Genomic DNA, 19935 nt, shown 5'->3' with positions numbered 1-19935 from the left:
GACGGCACCCCGACCGCGATCGTGCACTCGGCCGGCTACCACCTGAAGCTGACCACCGCGGACGGCCGGATCACCGCCCTCCACCTGGCGGGCGCCGCACCCGACGGCTCGGACCAGGAGATCGTCCGCTACGGCTACACCGACGGCGACCTCACCGAGGTCATCAACTCCTCCGGCCTGCCGCTGCGGTTCGAGTACGACGACGAACGCCGCGTCATCTCCTGGACCGACACCAACGACCGCCGCTACGACTACGTCTACGACAACCGCGACCGCTGCATCGCGGAGGGCGGCGAGGCGGGCCACATAGCGGTCCGTATCGACTACCACGACGCCGACCCGGCGACCGGTCACCGCGTCACCACCGTCACCACCCCCGACGGCCACGCCAGCCGCTATGTCATCGACGACGCCTGCCAGGTCATCGCCCAGACCGATCCGCTGGGCAACACCACCCGCACCACCTACGACCGCCACGGTCGGCCCCTGACCCGCACCGACCCCCTCGGCCACACCACCACCCACACCTACGACGAGGCCGGGCACCTCACCACCGTCACCCGCCCCGACGGCCTGGAGACACACACCACCTACGACGCCCTGGGCCTGCCGGTGACCGTCACCGGCGCGGACGGCGCCACCTGGCACCAGACCTGGGACGAGGCGGGCCGCCGCACCAGCCTCACCGACCCGGCCGGCCACACCACCCGCTACGCCTACGACGACCACGGCCACTTGACCGCCGTCACTGACGCGCTGGGGCACACCACGGGCCTGCGTTGTGACCCGGCGGGCCTGCCGGTGGAGATCACCGATCCACTCGGCGCCACCACCCGCTACCAGCGGGACGCCTTCGGCCGCCCCACCACCGTCACCGATCCGCTCGGCCACACCACCCGCCTGGAGTGGACCGTCGAGGGAAGGCTCGCCGCCCGCACGTACCCGGACGGGTCCCAGGAGAGCTGGACGTACGACGGCGAGGGCAACTGCACCAGCCACACCGACCCGGGCGGCGGCACCACCACCTACGAGTACACCCACTTCGACCTGCTGGCCGCCAGGACCGGCCCGGACGGGGTGCGCTACGAGTTCATCCACGACACCGCCCTGCGCCTCACCCAGGTCACCAACCCGCAGGGCCTGACCTGGACCTATGAGTACGATCCTGCGGGTCGCACGGTGTGCGAGACGGATTTCGACGACCGCACCCTCACCTACACCCACGACGCCGCCGGCAGACTGACCACCCGCACCAACCCCCTCGGCCAGACGACCCACTTCGAACGCGACGCGCTCGGCCGCACCCTCCGCAAAACCACAGACGGCCTGACCACCACCTTCGTTTACGACCCCGCCGGCCGCCTGACCACCGCCACCGGCCCCGACGCCGAGGTGGTCTACCAGCGCGACCGCATGGGCCGCGTCAAATCCGAAATGGTGAACGGCCGGGTGCTGACCCACACCTACGACGCCCTGGGCCGCCGCACCCGCCGCACCACCCCCACCGGAGCCACCACCACCTACACCTACGACGCGGCAGGCAACCGCACCACCCTCACCGCCTCCGGCCACACCCTCGCCTTCGACCACGACGCCGCGGGCCGCCAAACCACCCGCCACCTCGACGACATCCTCACCTTCACCCACGCCTGGGACCCCCTCGGCCGGCTCACCGAACAGACCCTCACCGGCCCGGCCACCCCCGACCCCCTCCACCACCGCGCCTACACCTACCGCGCCGACGGCCACCTCACCGCCATCGACGACCAGCACACCGGGGCCCGCGCCTTCGACCTCGACGCGGCGGGCCGCGTGACCGCAGTCCGCGCGAGGCGCTGGACCGAGACCTACGCGTACGACGAGGCGGGCAACCAGACCCATGCCGACTGGCCGGAGCGGCATCCCGGAGCCGATACGACGGGAGACCGGACCTACACCGGCACCCGTATCACCCGCGCGGGAGACATCCGCTACGAACACGACAGCGCGGGCCGCCTCACGCTCCGCCAGAAAACCCGTCTGTCGAAGAAGCCCGACACCTGGCGCTACACCTGGGACGCCGAGGACCGCCTGACCACCGTCACCACCCCCGACGGCACGGTGTGGCGCTACCTCTACGACCCCCTCGGCCGCCGCACCTCCAAGCAGCGCCTGGCAGGCGACGGCGAAACGGTCATGGAGCAGGTGGACTTCACCTGGGACGGGCCCGTCCTCGTCGAGCAGACCACCGCGACGACGGGCCTCCCCCGGCCCGTCACCCTCACCTGGGACCATCAGGGTCTGCATCCGGTCGCCCAGACCGAGCGCATTGCCGACGCCACCACCCAGCGGGAGATCGACCGACGGTTCTTCGCCATCGTCACCGACCTCGTCGGCGCCCCCACCCATCTCGTCGACGAAACCGGCGAGATCGCCTGGCACGCCCGCGCCACCCTGTGGGGCACCACCACCTGGGCCGCCACCAGCACCACCTACACACCCCTCCGCTTCCCCGGCCAGTACTACGACCCGGAAACCGGCCTCCACTACAACCACCACCGCTACTACGACCCCACCACCGCCCGCTACCTCACCCCCGACCCCCTCGGCCTCACCCCCGCGCCCAACCCCGCCACCTACGTCCACAACCCCCACACCTGGAGCGACCCCCAGGGGCTGACGCCCTGCAAACCCTCCCTCAGAGATCGTCTGAGGTCCATGTTCGGCAGGGACTCCGCGGCTCCGCAGACGCCGGCGCCGGAACCGGCCGCTGCCCGGCCGCCTCTCATGCTGGAGTCGCCCAACCCCAGCATCGGCACGGTCAGCGATCTGTACGGGCCGTTCCACCGGCTGGGCTCGCCGACTCAGACGGTCGAGGTGACGCAGCAGGTCGTCGAGTCGGGAGAGTTGTGGGGTCGCGCCTCGCGATGGGGAGGCGAGGAGATGGTCCAGGCCCACCGAGGCGCCATTCCGGACAGCGCGCCCCCCGGAAGCTTCGAGTTCTACACCTCCGTCGAGCCCAAACCGCTGAGAAACACACCGCCTGGCTATGTGGCGTGGGAGCTCGGCAGCGAGTCGGGGGTGGGTAGAGTCCATCACGGCGGCGAGGACTTCGCCTCGATTCCCGTTTTCGTCACGGAGGTGCGGTAGCGTGCGGCGCATTGACGCGGCGGCCTTCCGGGGGTCCCCTCAGGCATATGTCGCCCAGCTCGAGGTGACGACCGAGGGCCTGGAGTCCCGCTGGGGCCCCCATGAGGTGACCCGGGATGACCTGGGCAACTGGTTCACCTTCGCCTTCTCCCTCGACAGCGGAACGCTCGCGGCCCTGGTGCGGGAGGTCGAGCACGCACCGCACCCCGGCTACATCCTGACGGCAATCGGGGGTGAGGACCCGCGCGCCGTACTGACTGAGTTCCTTGCCGAATCGGGGCTGGGCGCGGATCGCGTCACCCACGAGGGCTTCGCCTGAGGTCTGTCTCAGGCGAGTAAGCACCTGCCAGGGCCCGGCGTCGGCGCACCGACGACGCCGGGCCTTTTGCCGTCCCCGGCGTAGCGCCGTGAAACACCATGGCAATCGCCATGGCAACCGGTCACATCACTCGGTTCAGCCGTTCGAGGCCGCTCCATTGACCCTGTTGGGAGCGCGGTCCTACGGTAGAGACCGGTTGCTATAGAGACCGGTTGCTATGACATTCCCCCGACCCGGAGGCCACTTCCTTGCCCGAGCGCCCGCTGGCGTTGTTCGCCATGAGTACGAAGACCCTGCCCAGCGTCTACCCCCCCGAGGTACTGGACCGGCTGCGGACCTCCGTGGACGTCGATCCCGCGTTGATCGCCGAGGACTTCCGCGACCCCCGGGTGCGGAGCGTCCTGGAACGGGCCGAGATCCTGCTGACCGGCTGGGGCTGCCCGCTGATCGACGCCGCGGTGCTCGACGCCGCGCCCAAGCTGCGTGCCGTGTTGCACGCCGCCGGCTCGGTCAAGGGCATCATGGCACCCGGCTGGTGGAAGCGCGGGCTGGTCGTCTCCTCCGCCGCGGACGCCAACGCGCTGCCGGTCGCCGAGTACACCCTCGGCATGATCATCCTGGCCGGCAAGGACCTCTTCGCCGCCCGCGAGCGCTACCGCTCGCTGCGCACCTTCCCCCTCGCCGAGATCATCCCCGGCATCGGCAACTTCGGGCGGCGCGTCGGCATCGTCGGGGCCTCGCGGATCGGCCGGCGCGTCATCGAACTGCTGCGCCCCCTGGACTTCGAGGTGTTCCTCGCCGATCCATACGTCGGCGAGGACGAGGCCGCCGCGCTCGGCGTCCGGCTGCTGCCGCTGGAGGCGCTGCTCCGGCACAGCGACATCGTCTCGATCCACGCCCCCGCGACCCCCGAGACCCACCACATGATCGGCCGCCGCGAACTCGCGCTGATGGGGGACGGCGCGGTGCTGATCAACACCGCACGCGGCAGTCTGGTGGACCACGACGCGCTGGCCGAGGAGGTGCGCACGACGCGGCTCAGCGCCGTCCTCGACGTCACGGAGCCGGAGCCGCTGCCCGCGGACTCCCCGCTCTTCGATCTGCCGGGCGCCTTCATCACGCCGCACCTGGCGGGGTCACAGGGCAACGAGGTGCGCCGGCTCGGTCTGTCCGCGGTGGGTGAGTTGGAGCGGCTGCTGGCCGGGGTCCCGCTGTCCCACCAGGTGGATCACACGGAACTCGAACGCGCCGCCTGACCTCGACAGCCCCGGTCGGCGCCCGCCCCGCCCCGCCGCCCACCCTCAGCTTCCACAGAGACCGATTTCCATGGTCCGATCCCGGATCCCCGGTCCAGCTGCTGCTCGACACGGAGTGACGACACGCGCACCCTGTGCACGGCGCCCGCCGTGCGCGGGCGCGACGCGCGGGGCCTGACCACACCGCCGTGGGGTACCGGAGAAGGGCATGTCTACCCTGATCTGGCCGCCCCTCGGCGGTGTGTTCGGTTTTGGGAAGCGACAGGAGTGCCACGATGACCACTTCCACCCCAGTGGAAGCCCCTCCGGAGGCGCCGGATGAGAGTCGTTTCCGCGCCTGGATGCTCAAGGGCCTGTCCGATATGGGCAGACAGCAGCCGGGGCCGCGGACCCAGGACTCCGAGGACACCGAGGTCTCCGGGGGCCACCGCGGTCAGCGGTGGTGGCGGGTGATGTGCCTGACGGGTGTGGACTACTTCTCCACCCTCGGCTATCAGCCCGGCATCGCCGCACTCGCCGCCGGGCTGCTGTCCCCCATCGCCACCCTGGTGCTCGTGGCCGTCACCCTGGCCGGCGCGCTGCCGGTCTACCGGCGCGTCGCGCAGGAGAGCCCGCACGGCGAGGGGTCCATCGCGATGCTGGAGCGGCTGCTGACCTTCTGGAAGGGCAAGCTGTTCGTCCTGACGCTGCTGGGGTTCGCCGCCACCGACTTCCTGATCACCATCACCCTCTCCGCGGCCGACGCCTCCACCCACCTGGTCGAGAACCCGCACTTCACCAGCGCTCTGCACGGCCACGAGGTCGTCATCACACTGGGCCTGGTCGCCCTCCTCGGCGCGGTCTTCCTCAAGGGCTTCACGGAGGCCATCGGGGTGGCGGTGGTCCTGGTCGGCGTCTATCTGGTGCTCAACGCGGTGGTGGTCCTGGTCGGCCTGTGGCATGTGGCCACCGCCTCGCACGTGGTCACCGACTGGTCCCAGGCGCTCACCGCCGAGCACGGCAATCCGCTCGTCATGGTCGGTCTGGCGCTGGTGGTGTTCCCCAAGCTGGCGCTCGGCCTGTCCGGCTTCGAGACCGGCGTGGCCGTCATGCCCCACGTCGACGGCGGCCCCGGTGACACCGAGGAGCGGCCCGTGGGGCGGATCCGGGACACGAAGAAGCTGCTCACCACCGCCGCGGTGATCATGAGCGTCTTCCTGATCGCCAGCAGTTTCATCACCACCCTCCTCATCCCCCAGGACGAGTTCAAGGACGGCGGCCAGGCCAACGGCCGCGCGCTCGCCTTCCTGGCGCACCAGTACCTGGGCTCCGCTTTCGGCAGCGTCTACGACGCCGCGACCGTCGGCATCCTGTGGTTCGCCGGCGCCTCGGCCATGGCCGGACTGCTCAACCTCATGCCGCGCTATCTGCCCCGCTACGGCATGGCGCCGCACTGGGCCCGTGCCGTGCGCCCCATGGTCATCGTCTTCATCCTCGTCGCCTTCCTGGTCACCTGGATCTTCGACGCCGATGTCGACGCCCAGGGCGGTGCCTACGCCACCGGGGTGCTGGTCCTGATGACCTCCGCCGCGATCGCCGTCACCATCGCCGCTCGGCGCGCCGGGCAGCGCGGCTGGACCATCGGCTTCGGCGTCATCTCCGCCGTCTTCGGGTACACGACCGCGGTCAATGTCGTGGAGCGGCCCGACGGTGTGAAGATCGGCGCCTGTTTCATCGCGGGCATCATGGCCGTCTCCCTGCTGTCCCGGCTGGCCCGCGCCTTCGAGCTGCGCGTCACCGACGTGGATCTGGACCCCATGGCCGAGCGGTTCGTCCGCGACACCGCCACCCGCCGGATGCGGTTCATCGCCAACGAGCCCGACAGCCGTGACGCGGCCGAGTACCGCGACAAGATCCAGCAGATCCGGGCGGACAACGACATCCCCGTCGAGGAGGACTTCGTCTTCGTCGAGGTCACCGTCCGCGACCCCTCCGACTTCGAATCGGCGCTGCGCGTCCGGGGCGAGGTGCTGCACGGGCGCTACCGGGTGCTCACCCTCGACGGCTCCAGCATCCCCAACTCGCTGGCCGCGCTGCTGCTGCAGGTGCGGGATCTGACCGGGTGCCGGCCGCACATCTACTTCGAGTGGACCGAAGGCAGCCCCTTCGCCCAGTTCCTGCGGTTCTTCCTGTTCGGCCAGGGCGAGGTCGCCCCGGTCACCCGCGAGGTGCTCCGCGAGGCGGAACCCGACCGGGCCCGCCGCCCGCACGTGCACGTCGGCTGAACCGCAGGCGTGACATTAGTGTGCGCCACACAGTATCGTGTGAGGTGTGTCCGTAGAAGAACTGACCCTTGCCCAGGCTCAGGAACTGCGCCGCGGAACGGTCGTGCTGGCCTGTCTGGCGCTGCTCCGGAAGCCGAGTTATGGCTATGCGCTCTTGGAGACGCTGAACGACGCGGGGGTTACCGTCGACGGCAACACCTTGTACCCCCTGCTGCGCCGGCTGGAGAAACAGGGCCTGCTCACCAGCGAATGGAACACCGACGAGTCCAGGCCGCGAAAGTTCTACCAGGTCAGCCCCGACGGTTCCCAAGTGCGCACCGGCCTGGTGCGCGAGTGGCAGGACCTTGTCTCCTCGATTTCACGACTCACCAAGGAGAGCGGATGAGTACGAGCGTGCTCACTGAGCGGTATGTGCATGAAGTGGTCCGGCGGCTCCCGCCCGACCAGCGGGACGACATCGCCGAAGAGCTGCGCGCCACGATCGCCGACACCGTCGAGGGGCGCGGCCAGGCCGACCCGCGGGTGGCGGAGCGCGAGGTGCTCAGCGAGCTGGGCGACCCGGTCCGCTACGCCGCCCGTTACACGGACCGGCCGCTCGCGTTAATCGGCCCCGACCTCTATCCGACGTACATCCGGCTGCTCGTCACCCTGCTGTGCACCGTGCTGCCGGCGGTCACCTTCGGGCTCGTCGTGCTGGACGTCCTGGACGACGACGACCTCGGCTCGGCCATAGGCACCGGCATCGGCACGTTGTTCACGCTCGGCTGCCAGGTGATCGCCGTGCTCACCGTGGTGTTCGCCGTGACGGAGCGGGTCCGCCACCGCAAGGGCGTGGTCGACGCCGCCACCTGGACACCCGACGACCTGCCCGAGGTCCGGCAGCCGGACAAGGGCGGCGTCGCGGCCGGCGCCGCGGCGGTGTGGTACGGGCTGCTGTTCGGGCTGATCATCTGGCAGCACACCGCCGATCCCTACCGGGCGGACGGTTCGGGCGGGGACACCAAGCGGATCGAGGTGCTGGACCCGGGTCTGTGGTCGGGCTGGGTGTGGCCGATGCTCGCCGGGCTCGCCGGGCTCGTGGTGGTCCAGCTGGCCCGGGTGGCCGCGCGTGGCTGGACCGTCTCCCTGGCCGCCGGGAACGCCGTCGCCCAGGCGATGTTCACGCTCCCGCTGGCCTGGGTGTTCTACCGGAAAATCGTCTTCAACCCGGACTTCCTCGCGGACGCCGACACCCTGTGGTCGTCAACCGACCAGGCCTATGCCGGCACGGCGCTGATCGTGCTCGCCCTGGGCGTGAGCGGAGTGTTCAAGAGCTTCCGCGCGGCGCGTGGGTGATGCTCGCCCCGGCCAGCGACTCCCTGATCCGGTTCCGGTCGATCTTGCCGGTGGAGGTCCTGGGCAGCGGGTCGGCCACCGCCTCGATGACGCTGGGGATGGCCGCCCGCACGGTGCGCTCCGCGCAGTACTGCCGCAGGGCCAGCACCCCCACGGAGCCCGGCTCGGCGAGGCGCAGCCGGGCGTGCAGACGGTGTCCCGCCACCGGATCGGGGATCGCGACGACGGCGGCCTCGACGACCGCGGGGTGGTCCAGCAGGATGGACTCCACCTGCTGGGTGCTCACCTGGAAGCCCCGTACCTTCACCATGAAGTCGGTGCGCCCGAGGATGCTGAGGGAGCCGTCCTCGTGCCGGGTGGCGATGTCGCCGCTGCGGTAGTAGACGAGGCCGGGCGCGCCGTCAGGGTGCGGGCCGAACTTCTCGCCGCTGGGCACATTCGCGTACCCCGTGGTCTGGAAGGGCGTGTTGACGAGCAGTTCGCCCTGTCCCGGGCCGGTCAGCGCGCGGCCCCTCTCGCCGATGATCAGCCAGCTGACACCCGGCAGCGGGCGGCCGATCGGCAGCGGGGTGGGGATGGGCCGGGCGCGGTCCACCTCGTACAGAAAGCTGTTGTTCGTCTCGGTGCAGCCGTAGTTGTTGTACCAGCGGGCCTTCGGGAAGACCGTGAAGAGCCCGGCCAGCGCCCGCGCGGGCATGCTGTCACCGGCGAACACGAGGTGCTCGGGCCCGGTCAGCGGCTCTTCGCCGGCCGCCGCCTCCACGAGCAGCTGGAACAGCAGCGGTACGCCCTGGATGAGTGAGACGCGGTGGTCCGCTACCAGGTCGCGCAGATAGCCCGGTGAGGCGCCCCGGTCGGGGTCGACCAGGACGACGGTGCCGCCGTACGCCAGGGTGGTCCACACATCCAGCAGACACAGGTCGAAGTTGAGCGGCGCGTAGTTGAGTACGGCCGTGCCCGGCGTGATCCGGAAGGTCTCGGCCCCCCACGCGGTGAACCGGGTGACCGCCCCGAACGACAGCGGCACGATCTTCGGAAGGCCGGTCGAGCCGGAGGTGGTGAGCATGAAGCCGATGGCCTCGTCGTCGACCGGTGCCGGCGGCGGTCCCGCGGCGCTCCCGGACTCCGCGTGCGGATCCACCACCCGGTCGATCAGCGGGCCGGCGGCCAGGCCGAGGACGACGCCGCATCCCGCCTGCTCGTACAGCTCCCTGGCCGGAGTGTCGGGGAGTTCGTGGGACGGCAGCAGAAAGCGGCGGCCGGCCATCAGAGCGCCCAGCACCAGGGCCACCGCCTCGGGTGACTTGCGCACCCGCAGGCCCACCGGGCGGGTGGCGTCTGGGGCGGCGGTCTCCAGCTGGGCGCGGGACCGGCAGGCCATGGCGTACAGCTCGGCGTAGCCGATCGCGCGGTCCTCCCAGATCAGCGCGGGTGCGGCGGGCCGGGTGGCCGCATGCTGGGCGAACCTCGTGACGAAGGTGTGGGTCATATGTGTCCCTCCCCGGCCGCCGCGCGCTCGGCCGTGGCCAGGATGGTGCCGACCGAGCGGAAGTTCCTGGTGGTCAGCTCCGTGTCGGGGACCACGATGCGATGGCGGTCCGCCAGCCATTCGGCGATCCGCAGCACACCGAGGCTGTCGATCACGGCGGTGGCCAGCAGGTCGTACTCCGCGTCGAGTTCGGCCGCGTCGACGCCGGGCAGAAAGCGCTCGACGACGAAAGCGGCGATGTCGTCCTCGGAGACGGCGGGTGCGGTCGCCGGTACCGTCGCCGGCGCGGGGTGGGGTTGCGCGGACATGGTTTTTGCCTCCACTGGTTCCTGATGTCCTCACACCTCGATGAGTGTGCAGAACCAGTGCATGCCCGGCGCTGCGACACCCACCAGTGCCACGAGGTCCCCCGGCGCCACCTCGCCTGCCTCGATATGGCGCCGCAGACAGATCAGCTGGTCGGCGGCGCCCATGTGGCCGAGCTCACGGGCGAGTTCGGCGTTGGTGCGCTCGACGGGGAGGCCGACCGCGTCGGCGGCCTCGCGGATCGCCTGCTGGTTGTCGTTGAGGTAGATGAGACGGCACAGCTGGGTCCGGTCCTTGCCGGCGCGCGCGAGGGCCTGGTCGACCACGTCCGCGATCCGTCCGCTGATCTCCTTCATGAACGCCTGGAAGCGCCCGGGGTCGCGGTCGAAGTGGCGGAAGATCCCGACCATCGGGTCCGCGTGCAGATCGCCGCGGCCCGCGGGCGGTACGGGAGCGGCGGAGCCGCCGAACTCGATGCGGAAGAAATCCGCGTACTCGGGGTGGGTGAAGTGGGCGGAGGACAGCCGGCGCAGGCGTGGGTGCCCGCGCCGCAGCACGGCGGCGACGGCGCCGTCGCTGGCGATCGCCCCGTTGAAGTCCATCCTGTTGGTGTGCGCCTCGCTGGCCACGTTGACGAGGACCACCAGCACGGTGTCGGTGTCGGCCGAAAGCGCCATCGCGCCGGCCGCGTGGTCCAGCGCCACCGACCAGGCGGCGCACACCTGGGTGCACAGCACGGTGGGGGTGCCGTACGCGCCCAGCGCGCGGGCCACGGCGGCCGAGGAGTCCCAGCCCAGGTATTCGGGGACGTCGGAGTGGCCGACGACGATCAGGTCGATGTCGACGATGTCGAGGTCCGCGTCTGCCAGCGCCTCGCGGGCCGCCTCGGCGGCGAGGTCGGTGGCGGTGACCCCGTCGGCCACCCGGTGGTATGTCCGGTACCCCAGGGCGCCGACGGTCTCGGGGTCGGGCACATACGCACCGGCCGTCTCGGCCACTCCCCGTCGCTCCCCGAAGGACGTACCCGTCGCGACGATGCCCATCTCCACTGAAGTGGCCACATGTTGTCCCTTCGCTCCCACGGTGGGTGTTCACCGCTGCAGGGTCGAGCCCCCGGCGTGCGGGGGAACGGGTTCGGGTTCGGACGGCCGGCCGGCCGCCGGGGGCGGGGCCGGAAGTTCGACCACCTCGGCCAGCGGGATGTCCAGGACGCTCAGCCGGCGCCGGGCGCCGTGCAGCGCGATCGCCAGCAGGGCCATGGCCACGGCCAGGATCAGCACGGCCGCCTCCACCCCCAGGGCGTCGGCGAGGACACCGGCCGCCAGCGGCCCGATCCACTGCAGTGCCTGGAAGAAGAACTGGCCGGTCGCGGCGGTTCTGCCCAGATAGGCGTCGGGGACCAGCCGTACCTCGTACGACTCGATGACGACGTTCATCGGCACCATGGCGGCCATACCGGCCATCAGGACCAGACCGATCTGCCACGGCTCGGGCACCAGCGCCACGACGGCGAAGGTGGCCACGAAGACCCAGGCGGAGAGCAGCAGCACCCGCCGCGCGCCCAGCCTGCGCATCAGCCAGGGTCCGGCGACGGCCCCGATGACACCGCCGGCCACCGCGAGCGAGGTGGCGACCCCGACCGCGGTCGGCCCGCCGCCGCGGTGCCGCACCAGCACGACGAACAGCAGGGTGAGCCCTTGTGCCACGGTGTTGAGCAGGGCCCCCCACGCGAGGGTGAAGACGAGGTAGTCGCTGCGTCTGATCAGGCGCAGACCGTCCCTCATGTCCTCGGCCAGACCGGTCCGCCGCTCGCCGTCGGTGTGCCGGTCCGGGCCGAGGGGGCGGCGGATGAACAGCGAGCTCAGGGTGATGAAGACGAAGGAGACGGCGTCGAAGAGGAAGGGGATCCAGCGGGCCATGGAGTACAGCAGGCCCCCGAGGGGGGCGCCGACGAGCTGCACGAGCATGTCGCGGCCCATGCCCTGCGCCGTCGCGGTGGCGATCTGCTCCTTGGGAACGATCCGGCGCAGCACCGGTGTCGAGACGCCGACCTTCAGCCCGGCGGCCAACCCGCTGACCAGGGCCAGCGCGTCGAGCCCCAGGACCGGCGGGTCACCCCGGTAGACCAGCAGGGCGACGGCGGCCATCGCCACCGCCTCGACCAGGGGGACCAGGCACAGGATGGCGCGGCGCGACACACGGTCCGCGAGCGCTCCGCCCACGGCGAGGGTGCCGAGTTTGCCGAGCATGTGCAGCACGGTGATGGTGCCGGCCTGGGTCGCGGACCCGGTGGCGTAGAGCATGAGCAGGGGGAAGGCGAGCGTGGAGACGCTGGTGCCCAGTGTGGACAGGCCGTTTCCGGACCACCAGTACAGGTAGTCGCGGTTGCGCCACAGCGACGACGGCCGCTGTGGGCCGCTTTCCGTCTCCTCGGGACGTGACCGCGCCATCGTCTCCGCCCCCCCGTTCGTTCGCCGTCTCGCCCGTCCGCACTCCGAACCACCGTTGTGGATCTCGCCGAGCATGCTGGTCGATGCGCATCGGTGTGGGCCAGGCAGCGCACCGGCAATTCACGGGGGAGATTTGCCGCTCACCGAGGGGAGCGGCCGTGTGACGAAGAAAGAATGTTTAAAGAGCGCGCAATGTCGGGATGTCCACTTCCAGCCGCATTGGCAGAGTTGTCAACTAGTGGACAGTTGGCGCTTTCATGTCAAGGTTACCACTCCCACTCGGCCGAGTTGTCGAGTAGGGTCCGGTTCTTGCCACACCGCGGCACACCTCGGTCTCCTTGCTGTTCAACGGGGACATTGTCATTGCGTGCGAGTGACTTTTCGGGTCCTTGAGCATGCACAAACGGGGAAGCAAGGGGGTCCGATGAGGGTCGATTGCGCCAGGCTCAGATTGACGAGGTGGCGCACCGTACGGGATGCGCGTGGGCAGCGCATGTCTCATCGCAAAGGGGGACTCACTCAATGGTGATTCCGAATCAATTCATGTCGTTCGACGGAACCGACATTCATCAGCTGCGCGACTTTCTGCTCAGCCAACGCCGAATCTCCGGCTGGACCCAAGAGGAGCTGTCCGAGCGCTCCGGGGTCAGTGTGCGGACGATCCGCAACCTGGAGACCGGCTCCAACACCAATCCGCGCAGAACCTCGGTGGCGCTGCTGCTCAGCGCCTTGGGCGCGGCGCCCGCCGCGCCGGCCGAGGCGGTGCCCTGGGGCGCGGACGACATGGCGGCGCTGCCCGAGCAGCGCCCGGAGGCGTACCGCGGCCGCCCGTCGGAGCCCTCGCCGTGGCACGGCCCCCGCCCCCTCGGCGATCCGTTAGTGGGCAGACAGCTCGATATGCGCCATGTTCTGGCCTCCGCGCAGCGCAGCCGGCTGGTCGTGCTCACCGGACCGGGCGGTGTGGGCAAGACGCGGCTGGCCCTCGCGGCGGCGTCCCGGCTGCGCCCGCTGTTCCGCGGCGGAGTCGCCGTCGTCGAGTTGCGCGACTGCCCGCCCGAACATCTCGACCCCGCACACGCACGCGCCGAGTTGACGCGCGTCACACGGGATTTCACGGGCGAATCCGGACATGCGCTCGCGGGCGCGCGCGGCGGCCGACGGCTGCTGGTGCTCGACGGCGCCGAGCATGTCGCACAACAGACCGCGCGCGCCGCACGGCAGTTGCTCGACGAACATCCCGGCCTGCATCTGCTGGTGACCTCGCGCCGTGCGCTGGCCGCCAGCGCGGCCGAGACCTGGGAGGTCGAGCCGCTGCGCGTGGACGGCCCCAAGGGCCGCGACATGCCCGTGCCGAGCGCGGTGGAGCTCCTGCTGCGCCGGGTGCAGGCCGGCCTGCCGACCTTGGATCTCGCCCATCACCTCCCGCTGGTCACCACGTTGTGCCGGCTCCTCGACGGCGTACCGCTGGCCATCGAGATCGCCGCACAGCGGCTCCGATCGCTCCCGCTGACCTCTCTCCTCCAGGAAGACACGCTCTTCCACCTGCTCGGCCAGGCCGACACGGGGGGCCTGAGCGCGCATCGCACACTGTCCGACAGCGTGCGGTGGAGTTACGACCTGCTCCCCGCGCCACACCGTGAACTGCTGCGCGACCTGGTCGCCCTGCCGGACGGCTTCTCGCTGGACGACGTGCTGACGGCGCAGCCCAGCCGCCGCCCGGAGATGGTGCGGGTGGCCCATCTGCTGGCCGAACTCGCGGACGCCTCGCTGGTCCAGACCCACCGGGAGCGGCAGTACACCTACCGCATCCACGCGCTGGTGCGGCACGTCGTGACGCAGCTGGAACGACGCCCCCAGAACTCCGCCGCCTGACCGGCGGCCGGCCCCCTTCAGCCCTCCGCCGTTCCGGCGGCTGCCTTGACGGCCCGGAGCGAGAAGTACTCCGGGCCGTCGAGGCGGGCGAACATCAGCTCCTCCAGCCAGGGCAGCAGGCTCATCTCCAGCTCGGCCGTGGGGTCGAGCCGGCCCAGCAGCCGTTGCAGGACGAGGACCAGCCATCCGGTGCCCCGGGCCGAGGCCCGCTCCCGCGTGAACGAGTACAGCCAGGTGTACAGGCAAGAGGCGGCCGCGTGGTGGACGCAGTGCTCCGCTGCCCGGTCCTGTCCCTCGGTCGTCCCCGCGTCGAGCGACTCGGCGGCGATCCGGGTGTAGAAGGCCGCCCGGCGGGCCGACAGCGCGTCAAGGACCTTCAGGAGGGCGTCGGCCTCGGACCCCGGCAGCTCGCGCTCCGCGATCAGGCGCGCCTCGGCCACCGCCGGGCCCCAGCCCCGGGTGATCTCGTCCTCGGTGGCGTTGGTCAGCCGCAGCGCCCGGCCTGAGGGCTGCCACACCGGGGCCTCCTGGGACCAGTCGAAGAGCTGACGCAGCACACCGTCCTGGCCGGGGGCGGGACGGTCGGCCACCCGGGCCACGGTGGGCAGCTGCGAGGCGATGCCATGGAGGTTGACATGGGTGGTGCCCTCGAAGACGCTCGCGATCGCGTGGTCGCGCTGGAGCTTCTGGAAGGCACCGGCGGCCACGCCCTCGCGCAGATAGCCGCGGGCCCCCAGGACCCGGGCGGCCTCCTGCACGACCTCCTCCCCCAGCGTCGGCACCAGGTACTTGACCACCGAGGACCACAGGCTGAGCCGGGACGGGACGACCGACAGCGCGCGTGCCACCGGCAGCGTGGTGCACTCGGCGATCAGCAGGTCGAGGTGCGAGCGCACCAGGTGGCGCCGGATGACGGGGATGCGGTAGATCTCCTGCCCGTACAGCACCCGCTCGCGCGCGTGGCGCAGTGCGATCCGCAGCACCGAGTCCATGGTGCCGAGTGACAGCGCGCCGATGGCGGTGCGGGTGATCTGCAGCACCTGGAGGATCTGGGCCAGACCCGCGCCGGGGCGGCCGAGCAGCGCGCCGGCCGGCACCTCGGTGTCCCGGAAGGTGATCCCGCTCAGATCGTGGCCGCGCAGGCCCACCGTCCGGACGAAGGGGTGGTTGTCCCAGCTCCCGGCCGCAAGGCGCCGCTTGTCGACCAGCAGCAGGGACGGGCCGGCGCCCTCGACGGCCGCGTAGACGCTGAGGAAACGGCCCCGGGTGGCGTTGCCCACCGGCCACTTCTCCCCGGTGAGCACATACCCGTCGCCGTGCGGCGACGCGGTCGTCTCGTTGGTCCCCAGGTCGCTGCCGTGGTCCGGTTCGGACACCGCGAAACACGCCAGCTCCCCGTCGAGGACGCCTCGCGCCACCAGGGCCCGCTGCTCCTCCTCGCCCCACAGCCACACCGGGTTGACGCCGAGGAGCGCCGAGCCGAACATCACCGCGACAGTCAGATTGCGGCGCGAGAGCGCACGGGTCAGCAGGACCAGCTGCTCCAGGTTGCGCAGCCGGCCGCCGAACTCCTCGGGCACCAGATAGCCGCTGAACCCCCAGGACCGGACCAGGTCCACCGCGCCCGGGGGCAGCGCGCCCAGCTCCTCGTGCTCGACCGTCTCCGCGTGGCTGAACGGATGGCCGGGTGCCGCCGGATCGCCGAGCACCCGCTCGAACTCCGCGGCCAGCGCGTAGGAAGGGCGGTCGGAAACCTGGCCGGTCATGCCGTGGGGGCGTCGGCGCCGTAGCGGGCGAAGAGGGCGGTGAGCTCCTCCTCGTCGGGAAGGTGGGCCCGGTCGCTCGCCACTTCGGTGGCGACGAACTCGATCACGTCCTTGACGCGCTCCAGTTTCATGGTCTCCTCCGGGGTCAGCGCCCGGAGGCCGTACAGGTCCTCCAGGTTGTAGCCGAGTTCCGCGAGCACGAGGGAGTGGAAGCCGAGATCGCCGACGAGACGGTGGTCGAGCTCGACCTGGTCGAGTTTGCGCGGGGCCACCAGCCGGACCATGCCGCACACCACGGCGGAGACGGCCTCGGCGCCGACGGCGGCAGGAGTGTGAGTCATGTTTCCGACGGTAAGCCCGGCCGCGGGCCCCTCCCAGGCAACGGGCCCGGCAAGCACACGGCAACTCGGCGTGAGGGACACCGGCAGCGCCGACATACCGCTCAGGAAGTTGGAGTACACATACCGCGGCGGGCCCGCGGGCTCGGCCTCGGCGACCAGGTCCCGCAGGCTCTCCAGAAGGGCCGTCAGCTCGGCGCGGGCCAGGAAGGCGCCGAGGCAGAAGTGCGAGCCGTGCGCGAACGACAGGTGTTTGTTGGGGGTGCGGGACAGGTCGAAGTCGTCCGGCCGGTCGAAGACCCGCTCGTCGCGGTTGGCGGAGGCCAGCCAGGTGACCACGATGTCGCCCTCCTCGACGAACCGGTCGTCGAGGAGGACGTCCCGGGTCGCGGTCCGGCCGCTGTGCAGGGCCGGGGTGGTCCAGCGCAGCACCTCCTCGACGGCCGAGGCGGTGGTGACCCGGCCGGACTTGAGGGCCTGCCACTGGTCCTCGTGCTCCATCAGCGCCCGCAGGCCGCCGACCATCGCGAAGCGGGTCGTCTCGTGTCCGCCCATGATGATGCTGTAGCAGTTGAAGACGATCTCCTCGTGGGTCAGCGGCCGGCCGTCGATCTCCTTGGTCACCAGGAGGCTGACCACGTCGTCGTACGGTTTGGCGCGGCGCTGTGCGGCCAGTTCCGAGAAGTACAGCAGCAGGCCGTTGCGGGACGCCCAGGTGGCCTCCTCGGTGGGCGCGCCGTCCGCCGAGGACAGCGCACCGGAGGTGAGGTCGATGATGTGCTGCCGCTCCCCGGCCGGGACACCGAGCAGATCGCAGATGGCGGCGAGCGGGATGTGCGCGGCCACATCGGCGGCGAAGTCCACCTCGCCGCGCTCCACCGCCTCCTTCACCAGCGCGCGCGTGCCGCGCCGCACGCTGTCGACCACCACATCGAGGGAGCGCGGCGAGAACGGCTTCAGCAGGGCGCTGCGCAGCGCCTGGTGCGGTCTGCCGTCGGTGACGGCGAGCATCTGCCCGGCCGCCGAGTCGCCGCCCGCGAGCAGGGTGTCGAGCACATTGCCGCGCTCGGAGGTGAAGGTCTCGCTGTCGCCCAGCACCGAGACCACATCGGCGTAGCCGGTCACCGCCCAGAACCCGGGGCCGCGCGCGGTCTCGGGCTGCCAGTGCACGGGGGCCTCGGCGCGCAGCCGGCGCCACAGCGGCCCCAGGTCGTGGTGGGCGTGCAGCAGCGGATCGGCCAGATCCAGCTGGTCGAGCGGTTGCGGGGCGAGGGCCCGGCGGGTGTCCATGGCTGTTTCCTCAGGCTCGGTGGCGGGACGCTGGGGAGGGTGTCCTCAGCCCAGTGGCTTGGTCGGGCCGGGGAAGAAGGCGGTGGTCGCCCCGGCGGTCTCGGCCCCGTCCACCACGAACTGCTGGCCCGATACGAACGACGCCTGTGGGGAGGCCAGGAAGTGGAAGACGTCCGCGATCTCCTCGGGGAGGGCGTGGCGGCGGGCCGGGATGCGCTCGTTGACCTCGTCGAGCATGGCGTCGGTGTACTCGGCGCGCTGCATGGGGGTCAGTACGGCGCCGGGCGCCACACAGGCGGTCCTGATGAGGGGGGCCAGCTCGATGGCGAAGGTCTGGCACAGCGAGGCCACCCCGGCCTTGCTGGCGTTGTAGTCCGCGTACAGCGGATAGCCGCGGGAGCCGTTGACCGACGCGGTGGCGAGCAGCACGCCCTCGCCCCGGCGCAGCATGTGCGGGACGGCGTGGCGCCACAGGGCGAGGACACCCATCAGGTTGACGTCCAGGGTGCGCCGCGCCTCGTCCTCGGTGAGGTCGAGGATGCCGTGGCGGACGCTGATGCCGGCGTTGGCGATGACGACGTCGATACGGCCGCGCTCGGCGTGCACCTGGTCGACCACGGCGCGGACGCCCGACCAGTCGGCGACGTCCAGCTCGACCCAGCGGAGGTGGCCCCCGTCCTCGCGGGGGCCGTCCACCGTGCCGGGGGCGGGCGGCTGGAGGTCGAGGTTGACCACGTAGTCGCCGGAGCGGGCGAACCTCTCGGCGGTGGCGTGGCCGATTCCGCTGGACGCGCCGGACACGATGACGGTGCGCATGGGGTGTGGCTGCCTTTCCTCGGGAGGCCGCGGGGCGGGGCCGGGGCCGGGCTCAGACGATGACACGGGGGTGCTCCAGGGCGTATCCGCTGAGGTTGCGCCGGAGATTGCGGCTGACGGTCAGCTTCTTGAGCCAGCGGTCGGTGCCGTCGTACCGCGGGGTGAAGGGGCGGCGGCCGTGCACGGCGCGGTAGTTGTCCACGATCAGCAGCGATCCCGGGCCCACCGCGATGTCCCGCTGGACACGCCGCAGTTCGTCCATGAGCCGGTCCAGCGCGGCCGCCGCCTCGTTGTCCCCGGGGCCCACGCGCATGAAGGGGCGGTCGATGCGCAGATACGGATTGAGCCGGTCGCCGAAGAGCACGGCGGTGGGCACGGGCCGGTCCGTCATGGCGTACAGCCTGGCCAGCGCGGGGTGGCGGGGCGCGGACGCCTCCAGCTGCCGGATGTGTTCGGTGTCCGGCAGGATGTGGAAGCGCTCCTCGGCGAGGACGGTGCGGTCGTGGTCGCTCAGCCGGACGTCGCGGACGGAGGACACGACGGTCGGCACCCGGTCCCGGTTGCGCAGGCCGAACAGCAGCAGGTAGTCACAGCGGTTGGGGTGGAACCCGTCCTCGGTGTGGAACTCCAGCAGGCTCTCGCTGCCGTAGCCGCTCTGGCGCCGCTCGTCGCCGCGGATCGGCAGGATGTTCTGGATGATGCGGCCCTCCTGGAGGGTCACCCAGCCGAACGGGTCGCCCAGCACCAGCCCGCACAGCGCCAGCCACAGCTCCTGGGCCCTGGCCGCCTCGCCGGCGATGGCCTCGCGCCAGTGGCCGGGGGTGGGGCCGAGCCGTTCGTCGTCCACCGGGAAGCCGTGCACCAGGCACGCGGCGGTGGACTCGGTGCGGCGGTAGGAGAGGAGGAAGCCGCGCAGCCCGGCGGGCAGCAGCTCCTCCGCCGCGTGGCCGCCGTCATAGAACTCCGGCAGGTCGGGCGCCGGGTGGGTGTCCGCGAGCCGTGCCACGGCGGCCCGCAGCTCGGCGGCCTCCCGGGCGTCGAGGTGGTATTCGAGGGGGATGTCGGGGCTGCCGGGGACCGGGTCGGCCGCCCCCGGGCGGAGGGCGCGGGCAGCGGGGTACGTGCTTGTCATGTCGATGGTCCTCCACCGGGTCGTGACCGCTCGGGTCGTCCGTCGTTCGGTCCTGTGCGGCCCGCGCACCGCTGCCGGGCCGCGTGGTGGTGCCCCACGGAGCCGACCGAGCAGGGTCCCGGCCGTGTTGGCCCAGTGGTCGTGCGATCGAAGTGTTCGGCCACCGCCTGGGG

Annotated in this window: 15 protein-coding genes; 7 read left to right on the top strand and 8 right to left on the bottom strand. The window is 71.3% G+C overall.

The features are described 5' to 3' along the window. The 6 genes from ACFZDL_RS08520 to ACFZDL_RS08495 all read left to right on the top strand — a co-directional run. Positions 1–3129 (top strand): RHS repeat-associated core domain-containing protein (locus tag ACFZDL_RS08520; protein ID WP_391190704.1); only part of this gene is annotated, 3129 nt, incomplete at its 5' end. A gap of 1 nt (position 3130) precedes the next feature. After that, positions 3131–3448: a hypothetical protein gene (locus ACFZDL_RS08515; protein ID WP_353593471.1), complete on the top strand. Its 318-nt coding sequence runs from the start codon at positions 3131–3133 to the stop codon at positions 3446–3448. A gap of 248 nt (positions 3449–3696) precedes the next feature. After that, positions 3697–4704 carry a hydroxyacid dehydrogenase gene (locus ACFZDL_RS08510; RefSeq protein ID WP_353593472.1) on the top strand — a complete coding sequence of 336 codons (1008 nt, stop codon included), beginning with the start codon at positions 3697–3699 and terminating at the stop codon, positions 4702–4704. Positions 4705–4979: 275 nt separating this feature from the next. Further along, on the top strand, positions 4980–6968 hold the full coding sequence (locus ACFZDL_RS08505; RefSeq protein WP_353593473.1) for an amino acid transporter: 1989 nt from the start codon (positions 4980–4982) through the stop codon (positions 6966–6968). A gap of 46 nt (positions 6969–7014) precedes the next feature. Then, positions 7015–7353 (top strand): PadR family transcriptional regulator, encoded by a 339-nt coding sequence (locus ACFZDL_RS08500; protein ID WP_353593474.1) that lies wholly within the window; start codon positions 7015–7017, stop codon positions 7351–7353. After that, on the top strand, positions 7350–8303 hold the full coding sequence (locus tag ACFZDL_RS08495) for an HAAS signaling domain-containing protein (RefSeq protein ID WP_353593475.1): 954 nt from the start codon (positions 7350–7352) through the stop codon (positions 8301–8303). The genes ACFZDL_RS08500 and ACFZDL_RS08495 overlap by 4 nt, the downstream gene beginning before the upstream one ends. On the opposite strand, the gene ACFZDL_RS08490 is transcribed toward ACFZDL_RS08495, so the two are convergent. The 4 genes from ACFZDL_RS08490 to ACFZDL_RS08475 are packed head-to-tail and all read right to left on the bottom strand — an operon-like array spanning position 8275 to position 12548. Further along, complete coding sequence (locus ACFZDL_RS08490; RefSeq protein WP_353593476.1) at positions 8275–9792, bottom strand: AMP-binding protein; 1518 nt, start codon at positions 9790–9792, stop codon at positions 8275–8277. The genes ACFZDL_RS08495 and ACFZDL_RS08490 overlap by 29 nt on opposite strands. Next, the gene (locus ACFZDL_RS08485) at positions 9789–10100 is read right to left on the bottom strand and encodes an acyl carrier protein (RefSeq protein ID WP_353593477.1); all 312 of its coding nucleotides are present in this window, start codon (positions 10098–10100) and stop codon (positions 9789–9791) included. The genes ACFZDL_RS08490 and ACFZDL_RS08485 overlap by 4 nt, the downstream gene beginning before the upstream one ends. A gap of 30 nt (positions 10101–10130) precedes the next feature. Beyond that, positions 10131–11159 carry a 3-oxoacyl-[acyl-carrier-protein] synthase III C-terminal domain-containing protein gene (locus ACFZDL_RS08480; RefSeq protein WP_353593478.1) on the bottom strand — a complete coding sequence of 343 codons (1029 nt, stop codon included), beginning with the start codon at positions 11157–11159 and terminating at the stop codon, positions 10131–10133. A gap of 30 nt (positions 11160–11189) precedes the next feature. After that, positions 11190–12548 (bottom strand): MFS transporter, encoded by a 1359-nt coding sequence (locus ACFZDL_RS08475; protein ID WP_353593479.1) that lies wholly within the window; start codon positions 12546–12548, stop codon positions 11190–11192. A gap of 543 nt (positions 12549–13091) precedes the next feature. Here ACFZDL_RS08475 and ACFZDL_RS08470 point away from each other — a divergent pair. Further along, a complete protein-coding gene (locus ACFZDL_RS08470; protein ID WP_353593480.1) occupies positions 13092–14420 on the top strand; it encodes a helix-turn-helix domain-containing protein in 1329 nt (442 codons plus the stop codon). 17 nt (positions 14421–14437) lie between these two features. On the opposite strand, the gene ACFZDL_RS08465 is transcribed toward ACFZDL_RS08470, so the two are convergent. The 4 genes from ACFZDL_RS08465 to gntD are packed head-to-tail and all read right to left on the bottom strand — an operon-like array spanning position 14438 to position 19762. Beyond that, positions 14438–16186, bottom strand: coding sequence for an acyl-CoA dehydrogenase family protein (locus tag ACFZDL_RS08465; RefSeq protein ID WP_353593481.1), 1749 nt, complete (start codon positions 16184–16186; stop codon positions 14438–14440). Then, on the bottom strand, positions 16183–17814 hold the full coding sequence (locus ACFZDL_RS08460) for a cytochrome P450 (RefSeq protein WP_353593482.1): 1632 nt from the start codon (positions 17812–17814) through the stop codon (positions 16183–16185). Before ACFZDL_RS08460 ends, ACFZDL_RS08465 begins: the two co-directional genes overlap by 4 nt. 45 nt (positions 17815–17859) lie before the next feature. After that, positions 17860–18630 (bottom strand): SDR family oxidoreductase, encoded by a 771-nt coding sequence (locus tag ACFZDL_RS08455; protein WP_353593483.1) that lies wholly within the window; start codon positions 18628–18630, stop codon positions 17860–17862. A gap of 52 nt (positions 18631–18682) precedes the next feature. Then, the gene (gntD, locus tag ACFZDL_RS08450; RefSeq protein WP_353593484.1) at positions 18683–19762 is read right to left on the bottom strand and encodes a guanitoxin biosynthesis L-enduracididine beta-hydroxylase GntD; all 1080 of its coding nucleotides are present in this window, start codon (positions 19760–19762) and stop codon (positions 18683–18685) included. Positions 19763–19935 lie beyond the last annotated feature (173 nt).

This window comes from Streptomyces sp. NPDC007917, from assembly GCF_042959105.1.
GTDB lineage: Bacteria > Actinomycetota > Actinomycetes > Streptomycetales > Streptomycetaceae > Streptomyces.
This window is presented reverse-complemented; position numbering and strand designations above follow the sequence as displayed.